Source organism: Scytonema hankhaensis NUACC26 (genome assembly GCF_045865695.1).
Taxonomy (GTDB): Bacteria; Cyanobacteriota; Cyanobacteriia; order Cyanobacteriales; family Nostocaceae; genus Scytonema.
Map to the genome: position 1 here is coordinate 85,056 of NZ_BAACAP010000246.1, position 14,121 is coordinate 99,176.

At 41.0% G+C, this 14,121-nt stretch carries 15 protein-coding genes; 13 read left to right on the forward strand and 2 right to left on the reverse strand.

Annotated elements, in window-relative coordinates:
- Window positions 1-29: 29 nt before the first annotated feature.
- On the reverse strand, window positions 30-4,709 hold the full coding sequence (locus tag ACKTT2_RS43895; protein WP_407898505.1) for an ATP-binding protein: 4,680 nt from the start codon (window positions 4,707-4,709) through the stop codon (window positions 30-32).
- A gap of 321 nt (window positions 4,710-5,030) precedes the next feature.
- Here ACKTT2_RS43895 and ACKTT2_RS43900 point away from each other — a divergent pair, with 321 nt between their 5' ends.
- The 9 genes from ACKTT2_RS43900 (at window position 5,031) to ACKTT2_RS43940 (ending at window position 9,711) form a co-directional block, all read left to right on the forward strand.
- A complete protein-coding gene (locus ACKTT2_RS43900; RefSeq protein WP_407898507.1) occupies window positions 5,031-5,870 on the forward strand; it encodes an SGNH/GDSL hydrolase family protein in 840 nt (279 codons plus the stop codon).
- Between the two features lie 54 nt (window positions 5,871-5,924).
- The gene (locus ACKTT2_RS43905; RefSeq protein WP_407898509.1) at window positions 5,925-6,194 is read left to right on the forward strand and encodes a hypothetical protein; all 270 of its coding nucleotides are present in this window, start codon (window positions 5,925-5,927) and stop codon (window positions 6,192-6,194) included.
- A 4-nt stretch (window positions 6,195-6,198) separates the two neighbouring features.
- A complete protein-coding gene (locus ACKTT2_RS43910) occupies window positions 6,199-6,540 on the forward strand; it encodes a hypothetical protein (RefSeq protein ID WP_407898511.1) in 342 nt (113 codons plus the stop codon).
- 62 nt (window positions 6,541-6,602) lie between these two features.
- Window positions 6,603-6,827: a hypothetical protein gene (locus ACKTT2_RS43915; protein WP_407898513.1), complete on the forward strand. Its 225-nt coding sequence runs from the start codon at window positions 6,603-6,605 to the stop codon at window positions 6,825-6,827.
- A gap of 256 nt (window positions 6,828-7,083) precedes the next feature.
- Window positions 7,084-7,338 (forward strand): type II toxin-antitoxin system ParD family antitoxin, encoded by a 255-nt coding sequence (locus ACKTT2_RS43920; RefSeq protein ID WP_407898516.1) that lies wholly within the window; start codon window positions 7,084-7,086, stop codon window positions 7,336-7,338.
- A 40-nt stretch (window positions 7,339-7,378) separates the two neighbouring features.
- Window positions 7,379-7,696: a type II toxin-antitoxin system RelE/ParE family toxin gene (locus ACKTT2_RS43925; protein WP_407898518.1), complete on the forward strand. Its 318-nt coding sequence runs from the start codon at window positions 7,379-7,381 to the stop codon at window positions 7,694-7,696.
- A 253-nt stretch (window positions 7,697-7,949) separates the two neighbouring features.
- Entirely contained in the window at window positions 7,950-8,450 is a 501-nt protein-coding gene (locus ACKTT2_RS43930) for a hypothetical protein (protein WP_407898520.1), read from the forward strand.
- Window positions 8,451-8,458: 8 nt separating this feature from the next.
- Window positions 8,459-8,875, forward strand: coding sequence for a hypothetical protein (locus ACKTT2_RS43935; RefSeq protein WP_407898522.1), 417 nt, complete (start codon window positions 8,459-8,461; stop codon window positions 8,873-8,875).
- Between the two features lie 263 nt (window positions 8,876-9,138).
- Complete coding sequence (locus ACKTT2_RS43940) at window positions 9,139-9,711, forward strand: hypothetical protein (RefSeq protein ID WP_407898524.1); 573 nt, start codon at window positions 9,139-9,141, stop codon at window positions 9,709-9,711.
- Window positions 9,712-9,757: 46 nt separating this feature from the next.
- Here the strand turns inward: ACKTT2_RS43940 and ACKTT2_RS43945 are convergent, their stop codons facing one another.
- Window positions 9,758-10,006: a Ycf34 family protein gene (locus tag ACKTT2_RS43945; protein ID WP_017742276.1), complete on the reverse strand. Its 249-nt coding sequence runs from the start codon at window positions 10,004-10,006 to the stop codon at window positions 9,758-9,760.
- Window positions 10,007-10,134: 128 nt separating this feature from the next.
- On the opposite strand from ACKTT2_RS43945, the gene ACKTT2_RS43950 reads away from it, so the two are divergent.
- The 4 genes from ACKTT2_RS43950 (at window position 10,135) to ACKTT2_RS43965 (ending at window position 14,121) form a co-directional block, all read left to right on the forward strand.
- Entirely contained in the window at window positions 10,135-11,373 is a 1,239-nt protein-coding gene (locus ACKTT2_RS43950) for a tRNA nucleotidyltransferase/poly(A) polymerase-related protein (protein WP_407898526.1), read from the forward strand.
- Between the two features lie 104 nt (window positions 11,374-11,477).
- Window positions 11,478-11,945 (forward strand): helix-turn-helix domain-containing protein, encoded by a 468-nt coding sequence (locus ACKTT2_RS43955; RefSeq protein WP_407898528.1) that lies wholly within the window; start codon window positions 11,478-11,480, stop codon window positions 11,943-11,945.
- A gap of 4 nt (window positions 11,946-11,949) precedes the next feature.
- Window positions 11,950-12,519 (forward strand): VapC50 family PIN domain-containing toxin, encoded by a 570-nt coding sequence (locus ACKTT2_RS43960; protein WP_407898530.1) that lies wholly within the window; start codon window positions 11,950-11,952, stop codon window positions 12,517-12,519.
- 123 nt (window positions 12,520-12,642) lie between these two features.
- Window positions 12,643-14,121 (forward strand): serine/threonine protein kinase, encoded by a 1,479-nt coding sequence (locus tag ACKTT2_RS43965; RefSeq protein ID WP_407898532.1) that lies wholly within the window; start codon window positions 12,643-12,645, stop codon window positions 14,119-14,121.

The window sequence follows — 14,121 nt, forward strand, 5'->3', positions numbered from 1 at the left end:
CAGGTTGTTCACCCTAAGTTGCATTCAGGCTAGTACTTCTTAGGTTTTGGAGAGATTTTTTCGGTTTGTACGAGTTGTGCTTGGGTTTGTTGGAGTTTGACTAGGGATTGTTGCAGTTGTTGGGTTTTTTCCAGTTCGCAAGCATAAAGGCGGGCATTTTCAATGGCAATAGCTGCTTGCGTGGTTAAAAGCTTGAGAATTTCCAGGCGATCGCTTGTAAATGCATCTGCGGTTAAGTTATTTTCTAAATAAAATATGCCGATCAACTTGCCTTGATACACAATTGGCTGACATAAAACTGATTTTGGTTGATATTTAAGGATATAAGGATCGGCATTCGCAAGACTGTCTTGAGTAGCATTACTTAGAATTAAAGCTTTCTGAGTTCTAGCCACATAGTTAATTATTGATATAGGTACATCTTGACTGCTTTCAACAGATATTGTGTGTGCGATCGCAAAAGATTTATTTTGTTCATTTTCCAGAGCTTCAATGAAGAGTTTTTCATCTTTTTCTAAAATTAAACATCCCTTTTGAGAGGCAGTATTTTCCAATACAATTTTCAGTAATTTCTTCAATAAATTATCGAGAATAATCTCACTGGAAATTGCTTCTGCTGCTTTCATTACCGTTGTCCAGTCCAACATCTTATTTATGCTAGTGGTACTGCTAGCAGTTACGGTCAAGCTATGCGGAGACCTGGTATACACTAGCAAATCATTAAACGTGTTCTTGCTATTACCTAGTGACTGAGTGCGAGCAATCAGATCGGGATAGCGTCTTTCTAAATCTTTAACCTTGGCAAGAGCACCCCATTTCATGTAACCATAGTAAGCTTCCGTCATATAAGTTTTGGCAATCTTAGTTTTACCTAACTCAAGATAGAACAGCGCAGCACGTTTATTTGCCAAAGACTCTTCTTGAATATAGCTATTTTCAGATGCACCAGCGATCGCGCGATCGTACAAATGCATAGCCTCTAAAACCTGTCCTTGAACTCGTGCTATTTCTGCTTCTACTAAATCGTATTTATGCTGAAAATTACATGGTGCGTGTTCTGACCAATGCTTTAATTTTTCTTGATTTCTCCGGACTTTTTCTAGAATGTAACATTGTTTTTCTACTTCAATAGAGGTATATTGAGCTAACAGTACTAAAGAATAATAGAAGTGGTAGGCAGAAACTAATACTAACCCCAGAGTTGCTTTTTGATAAGGAAAAGCTTTTTCGCAATAATTAACAGCTTCATTATATTCTTCAAAAGTATAAAGGATAATTACCTTCGCAATATAAGTGGCGAAAAGTCCTTGATAGTATCGAGTTTGCTCAAACCAAGGAATAATAACTATTTCATTACAAATTTCTCCAATCAAAGAGCATGGATTGGCAACTTCACCCTGAAGATTTAAAACAATCTGTCCCCAAATACTAGCATAAGCAACATAAGGTCTTTGTTTTAATTTTTGTAATAAATCAATGTATTGAATTTGATAACGCTTGACAGTATCTAAACTTTCCCCTGATAAAAATAATTGAGTACAATAAGCAATAACAGTAAGACCAGCATGAGCAATATTACCAACTTCTAAACCACTGTGAATTCCTTTAATTAATGGATTTAAAGAGGCTTTTATATGTTCTTTACCCGGTAAGGCATAAGTACTCACCACCATGTAAACTTTGACTTCTAATTCTTTTGCTGAGTATTTTTCTAACAAACTAAAAGCAATTTGACCGGAATGATAGGAACTTGCTGGAGCGCCGATGATAGATTGCAGAAATGCACAGTAAGCACCATAAACATAAGCTGCGAATGGTGAATGTCCATATTCCAGGCAAAGATTTACCATTGTCAACACGACCAATGGATAAATATCAGGCGCAGATTGATAAGAAGGTGGTGCTATTTTGCTGAGAATGCGGATACTTGCCAATTGATGAGGGTTCGTCATCTCCGGAAAAGTGGTTAAATCTTCCAGTGATGGTAGTTGCGGTAGGGTGCTGACATCACCTGTATAACTAGCAAGAGGAATACCTAGCATTTCTGTCGCTTGCAACCCAAGCTGCACGGCTTGGAATTGCTGACCTTTGGCAATATTGAGATCTATCATAAGTTCATAGACTTTTACCTTGTCCAGCAATTTGCTGGCTTGCTTCAAAACAATATCTGCCAGTGCTTGTGCTGCTTCAAAGTTAGTTGTTAGGTATTCAGCTTCTGTACCTTCCACATAAGTATCTAACGTTAACTCGTATTGAAGTTTCCAACTATCTACTACTAGGAGTTCTCTACCTGTCCGCAAATACCTTACCGCAGGTTCATAGGCTGCTGCTGCTTTTGCTTTACGCCCTGCTGTCAAATTTAATCGTGCCAATTCATCTTTTTCTAACTGTTCAAAGAGGATGTCCACTCCACAATTCAACTGATTAACAATATCAAAGATACTTGACTCAATTCCTTCTTGAGATAAACTTTGTAAGAGCAATCGACCAATTTTTAGATGAGTGGCTTGCTTGTGTGATTCAGGAATGAGTGAATATGCAGCTTGCTGAACTCTATCGTGTAAGAAACGATAGGAAATACGGGATTCATCAAACGCTAGAACATCTAATTCTTCATCCGCAAACAATAAGGGAATGCGATATTCTTGACTCAACGGCAAAATTAGCCCTGCTTGTAAAGCAGGTTCTAAAGCTTCAGCAATACTCGGCAATCGCTTTTCACTGACTGTAGTTAAAATATCCAAACTGAAACGATTTCCTATGCAAGCAGCCAATTTTAAAGTCATTTGAGTTATTTCTGACAGCTTTGCAATATTGCCCGCTACCAATTCCACTACACTCTTCTCAGCAATTCCAGTTGCTTGAATCTGTTGCAGATCCCATTGCCAGTGTCCTCGAGCGAAGTCAAAGCTTAGCAGTTGCTCTTGGTGTAAAGTTTTTAACAACTGGGTGAGAAAAAACGGGTTGCCTTGAGTTTTGTTGAATAACAACTCTGCTAAAGCTTCGGTTGTTTGTGTTGCAGTCAACGTGTCTGCTACCATTTGTTGTATGTGCTTAAACCCCAAAGCACGTAGCGCAATATTGCCGATCGCTGTTCCTGCTTGTTCGATCTCTTCCAATGTTTTAAGTAAGGGATGTCCGCTTGTCACTTCGTTATCCCGGTATGCCCCAATAAGCAGCAGGTATTGAGTGTCTGGGTTTGTCATCAGCACTTGCAGAAAGTCCAAAGAAGCAGAATCTGACCACTGCAAATCATCCAAGAATAGAACTAGGGGATGTTCGGGTTGTGTAAAAACCTGGATAAAAGCTTGGAATACTTGATTAAAACGGTTTTGAGCTTCTTTTGGTTTTAATTCTGGAACTGGGCATTGTTTACCGATGATACGTTCGACTTCTGGAATGACATCAATAACGACTTGTCCGTTAACACCAAGGGCTGCAATTAACTTCTCTTTCCAAACTTGTAGTTGGACAGTCGTTTCTGTCAGTAACTGTCGCATCAGAGTCTGAAATGCTTGAATTAGAGATGCATAGGGAATGTTGCGTTGAAACTGGTCAAATTTACCAGAGATAAAGTAGCCTCTCTGGCGAACAATAGGCTTGTGAACTTCGTTGACTAGAGATGATTTACCTATCCCAGAGTAGCCAGACACAAGCACCAATTCGATTTTAGGTTTTGGTTTTAGGATTTTAGATTGGTGAGAAGGGGAAAAGATGGAATTTTCTCCCTGGTTTTCTCTTCCCCCTACTGCTACCCGCTCAAATGCGGATAGTAACATGGCTACTTCCCGTTCTCTACCATAGAGTTTTTGCGGGATCAGGAGTTGGGAGGTGCGATCGCGTTCTCCAGGGATAAATGTTGGAATAAAGCCCTGAGTTGTGAGGTGTTTTAAGCACAATTGGAGATCTATTAATAACCCCATCGCTGTTTGATAGCGCTCTTCAGCATTTTTCGCTATCAGTTTGGAAATAATAGCTGTTACAACTTCAGGCACTTCTGAGTTTAACTGCTCTATGGGAGTTGGTTGTTTGGCGATATGATAGTGAATTAATTCTAAGGGATCGTGACTTTGAAACGGAAGTTGTCCTGCAAGCATTTCATAAAAGGTTATTCCCAAGGAATAAAAGTCACTGCGATAATCAACGAAACGATTCATTCGCCCTGTCTGTTCTGGCGACATATATGCCAAAGTCCCTTCCATTTGGTTGGGATTGGTCATTTGGGGAGTTTCTTTATCCAACCGCGAAGCAATGCTAAAGTCAGTCAGTTTGACCTGTTCCGATTGGGGATTAATAATGATATTGGCAGGCTTGATGTCTTTGTGAATAATCCGGTGTTGATGAAGACAGAAGAGTGCTTTGGCTAGAGAAACTGCTATGTTGAGGAAGGAGAGAAGGGACAGTTTTTGTGTTGAGAGCCACTGTTTCAGACTAATACCGCCAAAGTCTTCGCAAACGAGGACAAGACGATTTTCATAGGTTTCTAGTTGATAAACTTTGACAACACCTTCTAAATTCAAATCCTCCCTGACTTTGTATTCGTGCTTGAGGCAAGAAAATTCCTCTAGGGTAGGATAGTCAGCTTTGAGAACTTTTAGGATGACTGGTTGTTGGAAGCGCTCGCAAGTTGCACGATAGAGGATGGTATGTATACCCTCATGGACAACCTCTTTAAAGTTATACCCCGGTATCCTAAAAGTTGCCAACACGATTTTCTCCTCTTTTATGAAAGCACGCCTGTATTATTAGATTTCCCCATCCATGGGGATAAATAACTATAGGAACAAAAAGAAATATTCATGCTATACCTGTATCACACGGGGTATCCCAAATATGCAAATCGCCCTCACATTGGAAATGTGGGGCTATACAAACAAAGCCTGCCTACGCAGGCTAGTATTAGTCCGCGAAGGCGGACTTAGTTTGTGTAGCCGCGAATTCTATTCGCAAGGTATTTATGCGCTCATTAAGATGTTCCGGATCGCACATTAATTCTTTTTTAGTAATAATTATTACCCACACCTTTTGGCATGACAAAATCATTCAGCAATCTTTATGTCTTTGGCGACAGTTACTCAGATACTGGTAATGCCTTCAATATGACCGGAGGTATTCTAGCAGCACCTCCCAACTACAACAAGCGGTTTTCTAACAATCGCCTCTGGATCGACTATTTAGCAGACAGCTTAGAATTAAGCCTACAGCCAAGCACCGAAAATATTTTCAATAGCCAAGGTATCAATTTTGCCGTTGGAGGAGCCACAACGGGTACGGAAAATTTATTTCCCTCTGTCATACCGGACTTACCTCAGTTACCAGGATTGCAGCAACAAGTCCATTTATTCAAGACTCTGCTCCAGCAAAACTACCAATCTACAGATCCAGACGCATTATACGTTCTTTGGGCAGGTACAGCCGATTATGCCCCCTTTGTCAATGGCGTACCTAAATATACCGATTCAAGAACTCCCATCACCAATATAACTACAACTGTAAAAACCTTAGCTGAGTTGGGTGCCAAGAATATTTTACTGGTAAATATCATTGATATTGGCAAGACACCGCTAGCATCGGAAGTCAAACAGATTACCGTTCCCAGTACCGTTAGTATAGCAATAGAAAAACACAATCAATCCTTGAACGAGATTTCACGCACTCTAAATTCAAAACTGAATCTCATTTTATTTGATGCCAAATCTGTTGTAGATAAAGCGATTTCTTATCCAGATAAATTTGGCTTCACCAATACAACTCACGGTTCTTCGCTTGTGGAATGCAGCAATTCCGAAGAGTATGTATTTTGGGATTTAGTGCATCTAACAGACAAAGCCAATCAATTAGTTGCGAAAGAAGCTTTAGCCGTACTATAGCGATTCTCATCCGAAGAAAGTACATATTAGGGATTTTTAACCATTTTCTAAATCGTGCAAGAGCTACCTGATTCGGACTTTGAGCGTTGGGCAAGGGAGCACAATCAAGGTAATCTTAACTCGCCGACCACTCGTCAACTGTATGAAAATCGCCTGCTAACGGTTGAGGAATATATCAGCCAGTTCCGAAGAGCTACAATCAAAGCAGTCTTACCTACAGAAGCCAAAACGATGACCGTTGAGGATGCGCTAAAAGTAGGAAAAATAGGCACCATTAACGTTCGCAAACTTTTGACTGATAATCGCGATAAGTTTCAGAAGTAACCCTATGAACTTGCGTATTGAATCCAAAGACGAGATGACTCAACAGCTTCGCCAACTCATTGGACAGCATATTTCGATCGCGCAGGAAACGGATCGCGCAGCAGCCAATACCTGTACTTTATCATTTCAAAGCGTCACGTATCCAGAACGTCATGTGTGGATTGATACAAATCTAGATGGGATTGCGATCGATCTGGAAGATTGGCACAACGAGACGGAGTGGGATAATACTGTCGCGCATTTCACTGTAGATTCCATTCAAGCAGCGACAGCTATTGTCAAACATTGGCTCTTGGGTGGAAAGCCTGCTTCGTTAGAGTCTATAGAACAAAGCCCTTGCATATAGCTAGGGGGTTGAAAGCATCATTATAATGGGATAATGGAATTTTATACCGCATTATTTCATCTGTGTCTCAATCTCCCACCTTACAAGCAATCATTGAGTTCGTGGAAGCTCTTTCACAAGACGAGCAAGATGTACTGTTTGATTTGATTTACAAACGCCGCATTGCTAAACGCCGCCAAGAAATTGCTCAGAACGCTAAGGCAACGATGCAAGCCGTCAGCAATGGAACTGCTCAGAGAGGCACCGCCGCTGAACTGATGGCTAATATATTTGGAGATGAGGAATGAGGGTACTAATTTTCGACGTTCCCTATTGAGACGCAGTACACACCCCATCTACTATACTCAAAACTATTTAATTTTTGGTGCCAATAGTACAAAGCGGCATCGTAGCACAACCAAGTCTTGGGCGATCGCTTTACGATGGAGTTTTCATCTATTGAATTATCATCAAAACTCAAACTCATCGCCACCAATTAACCTCTTTCGTCTTTCCTTTGATTCTTAACTACAAAGCTTATCAATCTTTGCTATTTAAAGCAAAATGAAAGGTATTACTCGCTCGCGCAGCTTGGTTATGAATGTCTCACTTACGCCAGAACTGGAGCAGTTTGTCCGGGAAAAAGTCAAAATCGGTCGTTATCCGTCTGCAAGTGAAGTTGTACGCGAGGCGCTGCGGTTGTTAGAAGAGCGCGATCGCTCCAGCAAATTAAGTTGGAAACTCTGCAAAAGGAAATTATGGTTGGAGTTGAGCAGATCGAGCGTGGGGACATTGTGGATGGCGAAGCAGTCTTTGTAGAGCTAGAGGAGGACATTCGCCAGATTGAGCAGGCTGGTGCATGAGTCGCTATTTCTTCTCAGTTCAAGCCAAGCAAGATTTGAAGCAAATTGTCGATCGCATTGCTCGTGATAATCCCACTGCGGCAAGACCAGATATTGTGCGATCGCTTTACGATTGGATGTTACAGATTGCTTCAGTAACGATCGCTTGGGGACTTTTTGGGATGGCGAGCGCTACCTGTAGTATCAAGTTAATTTTGTTGCTCAAATACAACTCAAGGTTCTTCGCTCGGGGAGCATCCCAATTTGGAAAAAACATTGGGCGATTAAAATCGCGTCTATACAAACAAAGTCCACCTACGTGGACTTTATGTTAAGTCCGCGAAGGCGGACTTCGTTTGTATAGCAAGAGAATTCTATTCTGAGGGCAATGCGCACTCATTGGGATGCTCCCCTTCGCTCGTAGAATGCAGCAACTCGGATGATGACGTATTTTGGGACTTAATGCATCTAACAGACAAAGCCAATCAGTTAAGTAAGTCGTCCCAAGTATTGACATTATTTGGTTAATACGTACAATAATACGTATAGACAGATTGATTCATTGAGTGTTTTTAAACACAACAGTATATGACTTCTACTATGTTGAGTTGTATCTACTCAGATACACTATTCACAGCAACTGAGTTAAACCGTCAACCTGGAAAAATACTAGACTACGCTTTAGAGCATCCAGTAACAATTACTCGTAATGATGAGCATTTTGCCTTACTGCGTCGTGAAGAGGTATCTTCTCTTACCAAAGCGGCTCAAAACGGTAGACACCTTATCGAGCTTTTAAGTGCTGCTTTTCGTTTATGTTTAGGCGAAAAGCTCAGTACCGAACATCCACATGGTTGGCTGAAAGTATTTGACAAAGATGACCTTCAAGACTTTATTAATGAAGTAACAGAAGCTTATCGCTCGGCTGTCTTTCGTGAACAAGCTTGGGACGAACTAGAAGCGATTATTCATGAGTGGCATGAAAGCGCATTAGCAATCGCCAACCCTGAGATTGCCTATGCATTCAGTGATAAGGATGAGTATGATGAAGTTCCTTTAACTCAACCTTTTACTGAGAAAGTCACCTGAATTCTAAAATGACAGAAATTTCATCAAACGAATCAGAAACAAACAACGTAGAGCCGCCATTCGTTAAGCTGACGGCTCCTAATTTATCAAACAATGAAAAGACAGAAGAAAGTACAGTAGACACTGATTTATCTGATGAAAAAGAAGAATGGTTGGTAGTAGCAAAAAACCGTAGAGTAAATCGTGAATGGGAAGCTTTGACACAACGTTACCCACAAAATTGTTATCGCTGTTATCACGATTTGTGTACATCACCCACAACTAGAAGACATCGCGTTTTTCCTTTGAAAGGTAAACCCTATCGAGGTGCTTGGGAATACGAAGTAGCAAGCGGAGATAGAGTTTACTACATTCCTAATGAAGAAAAATTAAAAGTAGTTGTTTATTATGCAGGAAAACATATAAGCCCTGCGCCTAAACCTTGAAATTTTTGTGTTTATCCCTTAGCGTGCGCGAAGCGCATATATAAGTGAAGGGTACGGTTCCTTAATCTCTGTACCAACAGTACAAAGTGGCATCGTACCACAACCGAGTCTTGGACGATCGCTTTACGATGGATTTTTCATCTACAGGACTTACGCAAGCCCCCCTTTTTAAGGGGGGTTGGGGGGATCTGCAAAGCGTGGAATCCTGAAAATAACGTTGAGGTTGCGTAAGTCCCGATCTATTTAACCCTGGAAAACCATCTATGTTGCCAATTCCTGGAATGATATTTTTACTATTTTTTCCGGCAAATCTTTGTATATTAAGACAAGTTATTTGGGGTGAGGAATTAACCCATCAACTACTAGCTGTAGGGGTATTTTTGTTTTGTATAGAACAAACCCGAATGGCTGCTCGAGATTTGCAACAAATTGCTGAAGCGAAGAAGCAAGTGAGGGATAGGCGTCTGGATACTTTCTTGAAGATCGCTACCAGTACAATTTTTATAGAACTTTTAGGATTTTATACAGCATCAATTTGGTTGGGATGCGGTTCGGTTTTGATTTTATTGAGCCAGGTGTGGTTTAACTTGTTTGCTGGTATCAAAATTTGTACGTCACCAGAAATTATCATTCAGCCCTGGAAAGTTTCCGAACGTTACAACGTGTTAATTGCCGATTTTCTAGGATTAGTTTTAGTGAGTCTTTGGATGTTACAGATTGCTTCAGTACCGATCGCTTGGGGACTTTTTGGGATGGCGATCGCCTACTGTAGTATCAAGTTATTTTTGTTACTCCAATCCACATTTTTTATTGAAACTAAAGGAGTCAGGGGATAGAATGGAAGCCTAATCCCCAATCCCTAATCCCCAATCCCTAACCCCATCAAGTTGGCACTAATTCACCGGGGCGTAACTTAGACCACTTACCCGTTTCGCGCTTAAAGCTGAGACATCCCACAACATCCCATTCCATTTCAATGACATCCTCTCGCGGACGGATGTTAACATTAATGGAAGGTTCATTAGGCTCAAAATCTGGTGTTTCCGTCAAGTGGGGCTGCTCGTGCTGCCCTTCCACCGCGTGGTAGGTGAGACAGCGATCTACATAATGGCAGTTCACGCAAATACACATAATCGAAGCAATTCCAGGAACCTTTATTGATACTCTAGCTTAAGCGCAATTGATATTGTCCAGTCTTTGGGTTTAATTTTATTACAAAAGCTTGGACAATCCACGCATCCAAAATCTAAAATCCACGCATGGTATTAGTTCCTTCTACTTTATCTCCAGATTATTGGCCTTTTAGCTTGGAGTTATTGCCACAACCAGCTTATATGGTGGGTGGTGCTGTGCGGGATGCTATTCTCTCTAGGAAACGGGAATATTTGGATTTAGATTTTGTACTCCCATCGAACGCTGTCAAGACAGCCCGCAAAATCGCTTCACATTACAGAGCGGGTTTTGTTTTACTTGATGCAAAAAGACAAATTGCTCGTGTGGTGTTTCCTCACGCTACAGTAGATTTCGCCCAACAGGAAGGCGATAGTTTGACAACGGACTTGCGAAGACGGGATTTTACAGTGAATGCGATCGCATACAATCCCTATACTCAAGAAATTATCGATCCCTTACAAGGCTATGAAGATTTACAACAGGGTCTTTTAAGAATGGTATCACCTACCAACTTAGAAGACGATCCATTGCGGTTAATGCGAGCATATCGCCAAGCAGCACAACTTGGTTTTACGATCGAGTCAAGTACACAAGACACAATTCGCTCTTTAGCGGGATGCATAACCCAAGTAGCAGCAGAAAGAGTCAGAGTAGAATTAGGTTACATGCTAAATTCACCCCAAGGAACTCCTTGGCTCATCAAAGCTTGGGAAGATGGTTTGTTGACACCGTTCTTCAACTATGCGACAAAAGACAGCGTTTCTCTACTTCCAGAAGTTGACAAAGCAGCATCTCAAATAGCAGAAACATGGCATCAACTGGGGATAGAACTTTCTCAATATATACGCGACACAGTTAAAACTACACGGTTGGGAATTGCAAAACTTGCTTGTCTTGTCAAACCAGAACCAGAGACAGCAGAAACAGAGTTGATGCAACTTACATACAGCCGCGCCGAAGTCAAAGCTGTTTTGACAGCCTTAAGACTGTTACCACAGTTCCAGACTTCTCAATTGTCCTTACGAGAACAGTACTTCTTGTTTCAAGAAGCAGGACTGATATTTCCGGCAATTGTCGCCTTAGCCATGGCATACGGAACTCCGGTAGGGGAGACTGCACCCTCGATCACCCGCTACCTTAACCCTGACGATCTGGTCGCTCATCCCACATCAATAGTGAGTGGCAATGATATAATGATAGCCTTAAAAATTCCTGCTTCGCCACTAGTGGGTAAACTGCTGACCGAAATTGCTCTAGCCCAGATAGAGGGTAAGGTTTCCACAGCAGCAGAGGCAATAGAGTTTGCAGCTGGGTTAATCACCTGACCAGTGACCAGTGACAAATTCAATAAGTATTGATAGGTAAAGGAGGATTTTACAAGAAAAGGTAGTTCACAATAAAATTATGAACTCTTATCAGATCAAAATTCATGAAACTCGACCTTCCCAAATCCTTAGATACAGTTTTACCGACTGAAGAAGAGGTAGCAATTGCTCAAGCAAGTTATGAAAAATTAGCAAAGCATTTGCAAAATCCTCAAGCTAACCGCACTATTACCCTTATGCAGAGTGACACGGAACAGACTTTTGCGATCCCAGAGTCTGCATTTTGCCAGTTAATTGAGATTTTGGCACAAATGGCTAGGGGCAACGCAGTTAAGTTACACCCAATTCGACACGAGGTTGAAATTTATGAAGCTGCTGATATCTTGGGTGTTTCCAATGCCTACGTGATGGGTTTATTGGAATCAGGAAAAATTCCTTACCGCATGGAAGGGACGAGTCGGAGGATGCGTTGTCAAGATGTACTAGATTACAAGAAACGAAATGATGAAGAAAGAAGGAAAATTTTGGATGAGCTAGCTGCCGAAGCGCAAGAATTAAATATGGGATATTAAATTCATGGCAAGTTTCAGAGTTGTCTATGATGCAAGCGTTTTATATCCCGCACCGCTTCGTGATTTTTTAATGGAGCTTGCCCTCTCAAACTTGTTTGCTGCACGATGGACTGAGGAAATTCACGATGAGTGGATACGAAATGTTTTGAAAAATCGTCCCGATTTGACATTGGAACGACTTACGAGAACCAAAAATTTGATGAATGCCAAGGTTGAAGGTTGCCTGGTAACTGGTTATGAAGTAAAGATCCCAGAGTTACAACTTCCAGATATGGATGACTGTCATGTCCTGGCAGCAGCAATTCACTGTGATGCTAGTTATATTGTAACTTTCAATCTTAGAGACTTTCGCGATACAGATCTGACTCCATATGGAGTCCAGGCTTTGCATCCTGACAAATTTATTCTACACCTGCTCGAGCTAGATTCTATGGCAGTTTGTCAAGCAGCGCAAAGGCAGAGAAGCCGACTGAAAAATCCACCCAAGGCAGTTAAGGAGTACTTAGAAACGTTACAACAACAGGGGCTTACACTGACAGCTATGCGTTTAAGAGAGGTCTGTCAGGAGATTTAAGATTTGTTACTGTCTTTGAATAAGCTCGCTTTTCAGAGCGAACCAGAAAATCATCAAAAAAGCTCATTTGGGAGGTTTCTGTTTTATTAGGTAAAATTATTACTTATAAACGACAACACAACCATGCTAGCTGAGATTCAACCTGGAACTTTGATTGGTCACCGTTATCTGATTAATAAGCTTCTTGGCAAGGGAGGCTTCGGAAGAACGTATTTGGTGTACGATACTCAGCGGTTTGGCGAACCTTGTGTCGTGAAAGAATTTGTACCTCCAAACACATCAGAGCGCTTGCTTAACAAATACCGCGATCTATTCGAGCGCGAAGCAAAAGTTTTATACCAAATTAATCATCCCCAGATCCCTAAATTTCTAGCTTGGTTGACCGAGCAAGAGCGATTGTTTATCGTACAGGAATATATTGATGGTCAAACCTACTCTCAACTTTTGCGCGATCGCCTTTCCCAGCAAAAAAAACCTTTTTCTGAGGCTGAAGTTATTCCTTGGTTATTGGAACTACTGCAGGTGTTAGATTATCTTCATCAGTTGAATATCATTCATCGGGATATTGCACCGGATAACGTCATCCTTTCTCAAAAACAGTCTAAACCCGTGCTTATCGACTTTGGAATCGTTAAACAGAAAGTCTCTGAGGTTTGGAATGCTGATTCTGAAAACAACCAGTACTCTGTTATGGGTTCAGTTGTAGGTAAAATTGGCTACTCTCCACCAGAGCAACTTCGGATGGGACAATGCTATCCCTGTAGTGACTTGTATGCATTGGGTGTTTCTGCTATTGTTCTGATGACTGGAAAAATGCCAAATTTGTTGCTCGATCCATCTCTAAAGTGGCAATGGCGTTCCTATGCTAAAGTCGGTTCCCAACTGAGTGACATACTAGAAAAAATGATAGCGGAGAATCCATTAGACCGTTACCAGTCAGCTCGAGAAGTTTTTGATGAGTTGCAAGGCTATTCGCATCTTTTATCTGGTAATTCCGCTTTGAACCAGTCAATTCAGAAGGTACAAAATGACCGCATTGGCGAGCTTGAAGCTACAAAGACTAGAAAAACAGAAGAAAATAAACTCCTGGAACAAGACTTACCTGATATCAAAACAAATATTGAAAATACGAGGGGTATTGATTCAGGATTTTTAGAATTTTGTCAACAAGAATTAACGAGTTTTGTCGGACCTTTTGCGAGCGTTCTACTTAAAAATACTTTGAATCAATTCCCACAGCTTACACCGAGAGAACTTGTTGAACGGTTGGCTGTAGCAATTCCTCATTCGGAAAGATCGCAAGAATTTAGAAATCGCGCTCAAAATCTTTTGTTGAAAACAGAAGAACCGCAAGCAAAAACTTTTTCTCACGATGCGGTTACAAGCTTTCCTGCTGCTAACGATCCAGATTTTTTACAATATTGTCGTAAAGAACTGGTGAGTTTTGTGGGACCTTTTGCTACCGTTCTTATCGAAGATACTATATCTAATAACCCAAATATTACACCAGAGCAATTGGTAGAAGTTTTAGTAGCAAAAATTCCTCACAAACAAAGAGCAGAAGAATTTAGAAATCGGGTTCAAAGCAAGTATAAAGGATAA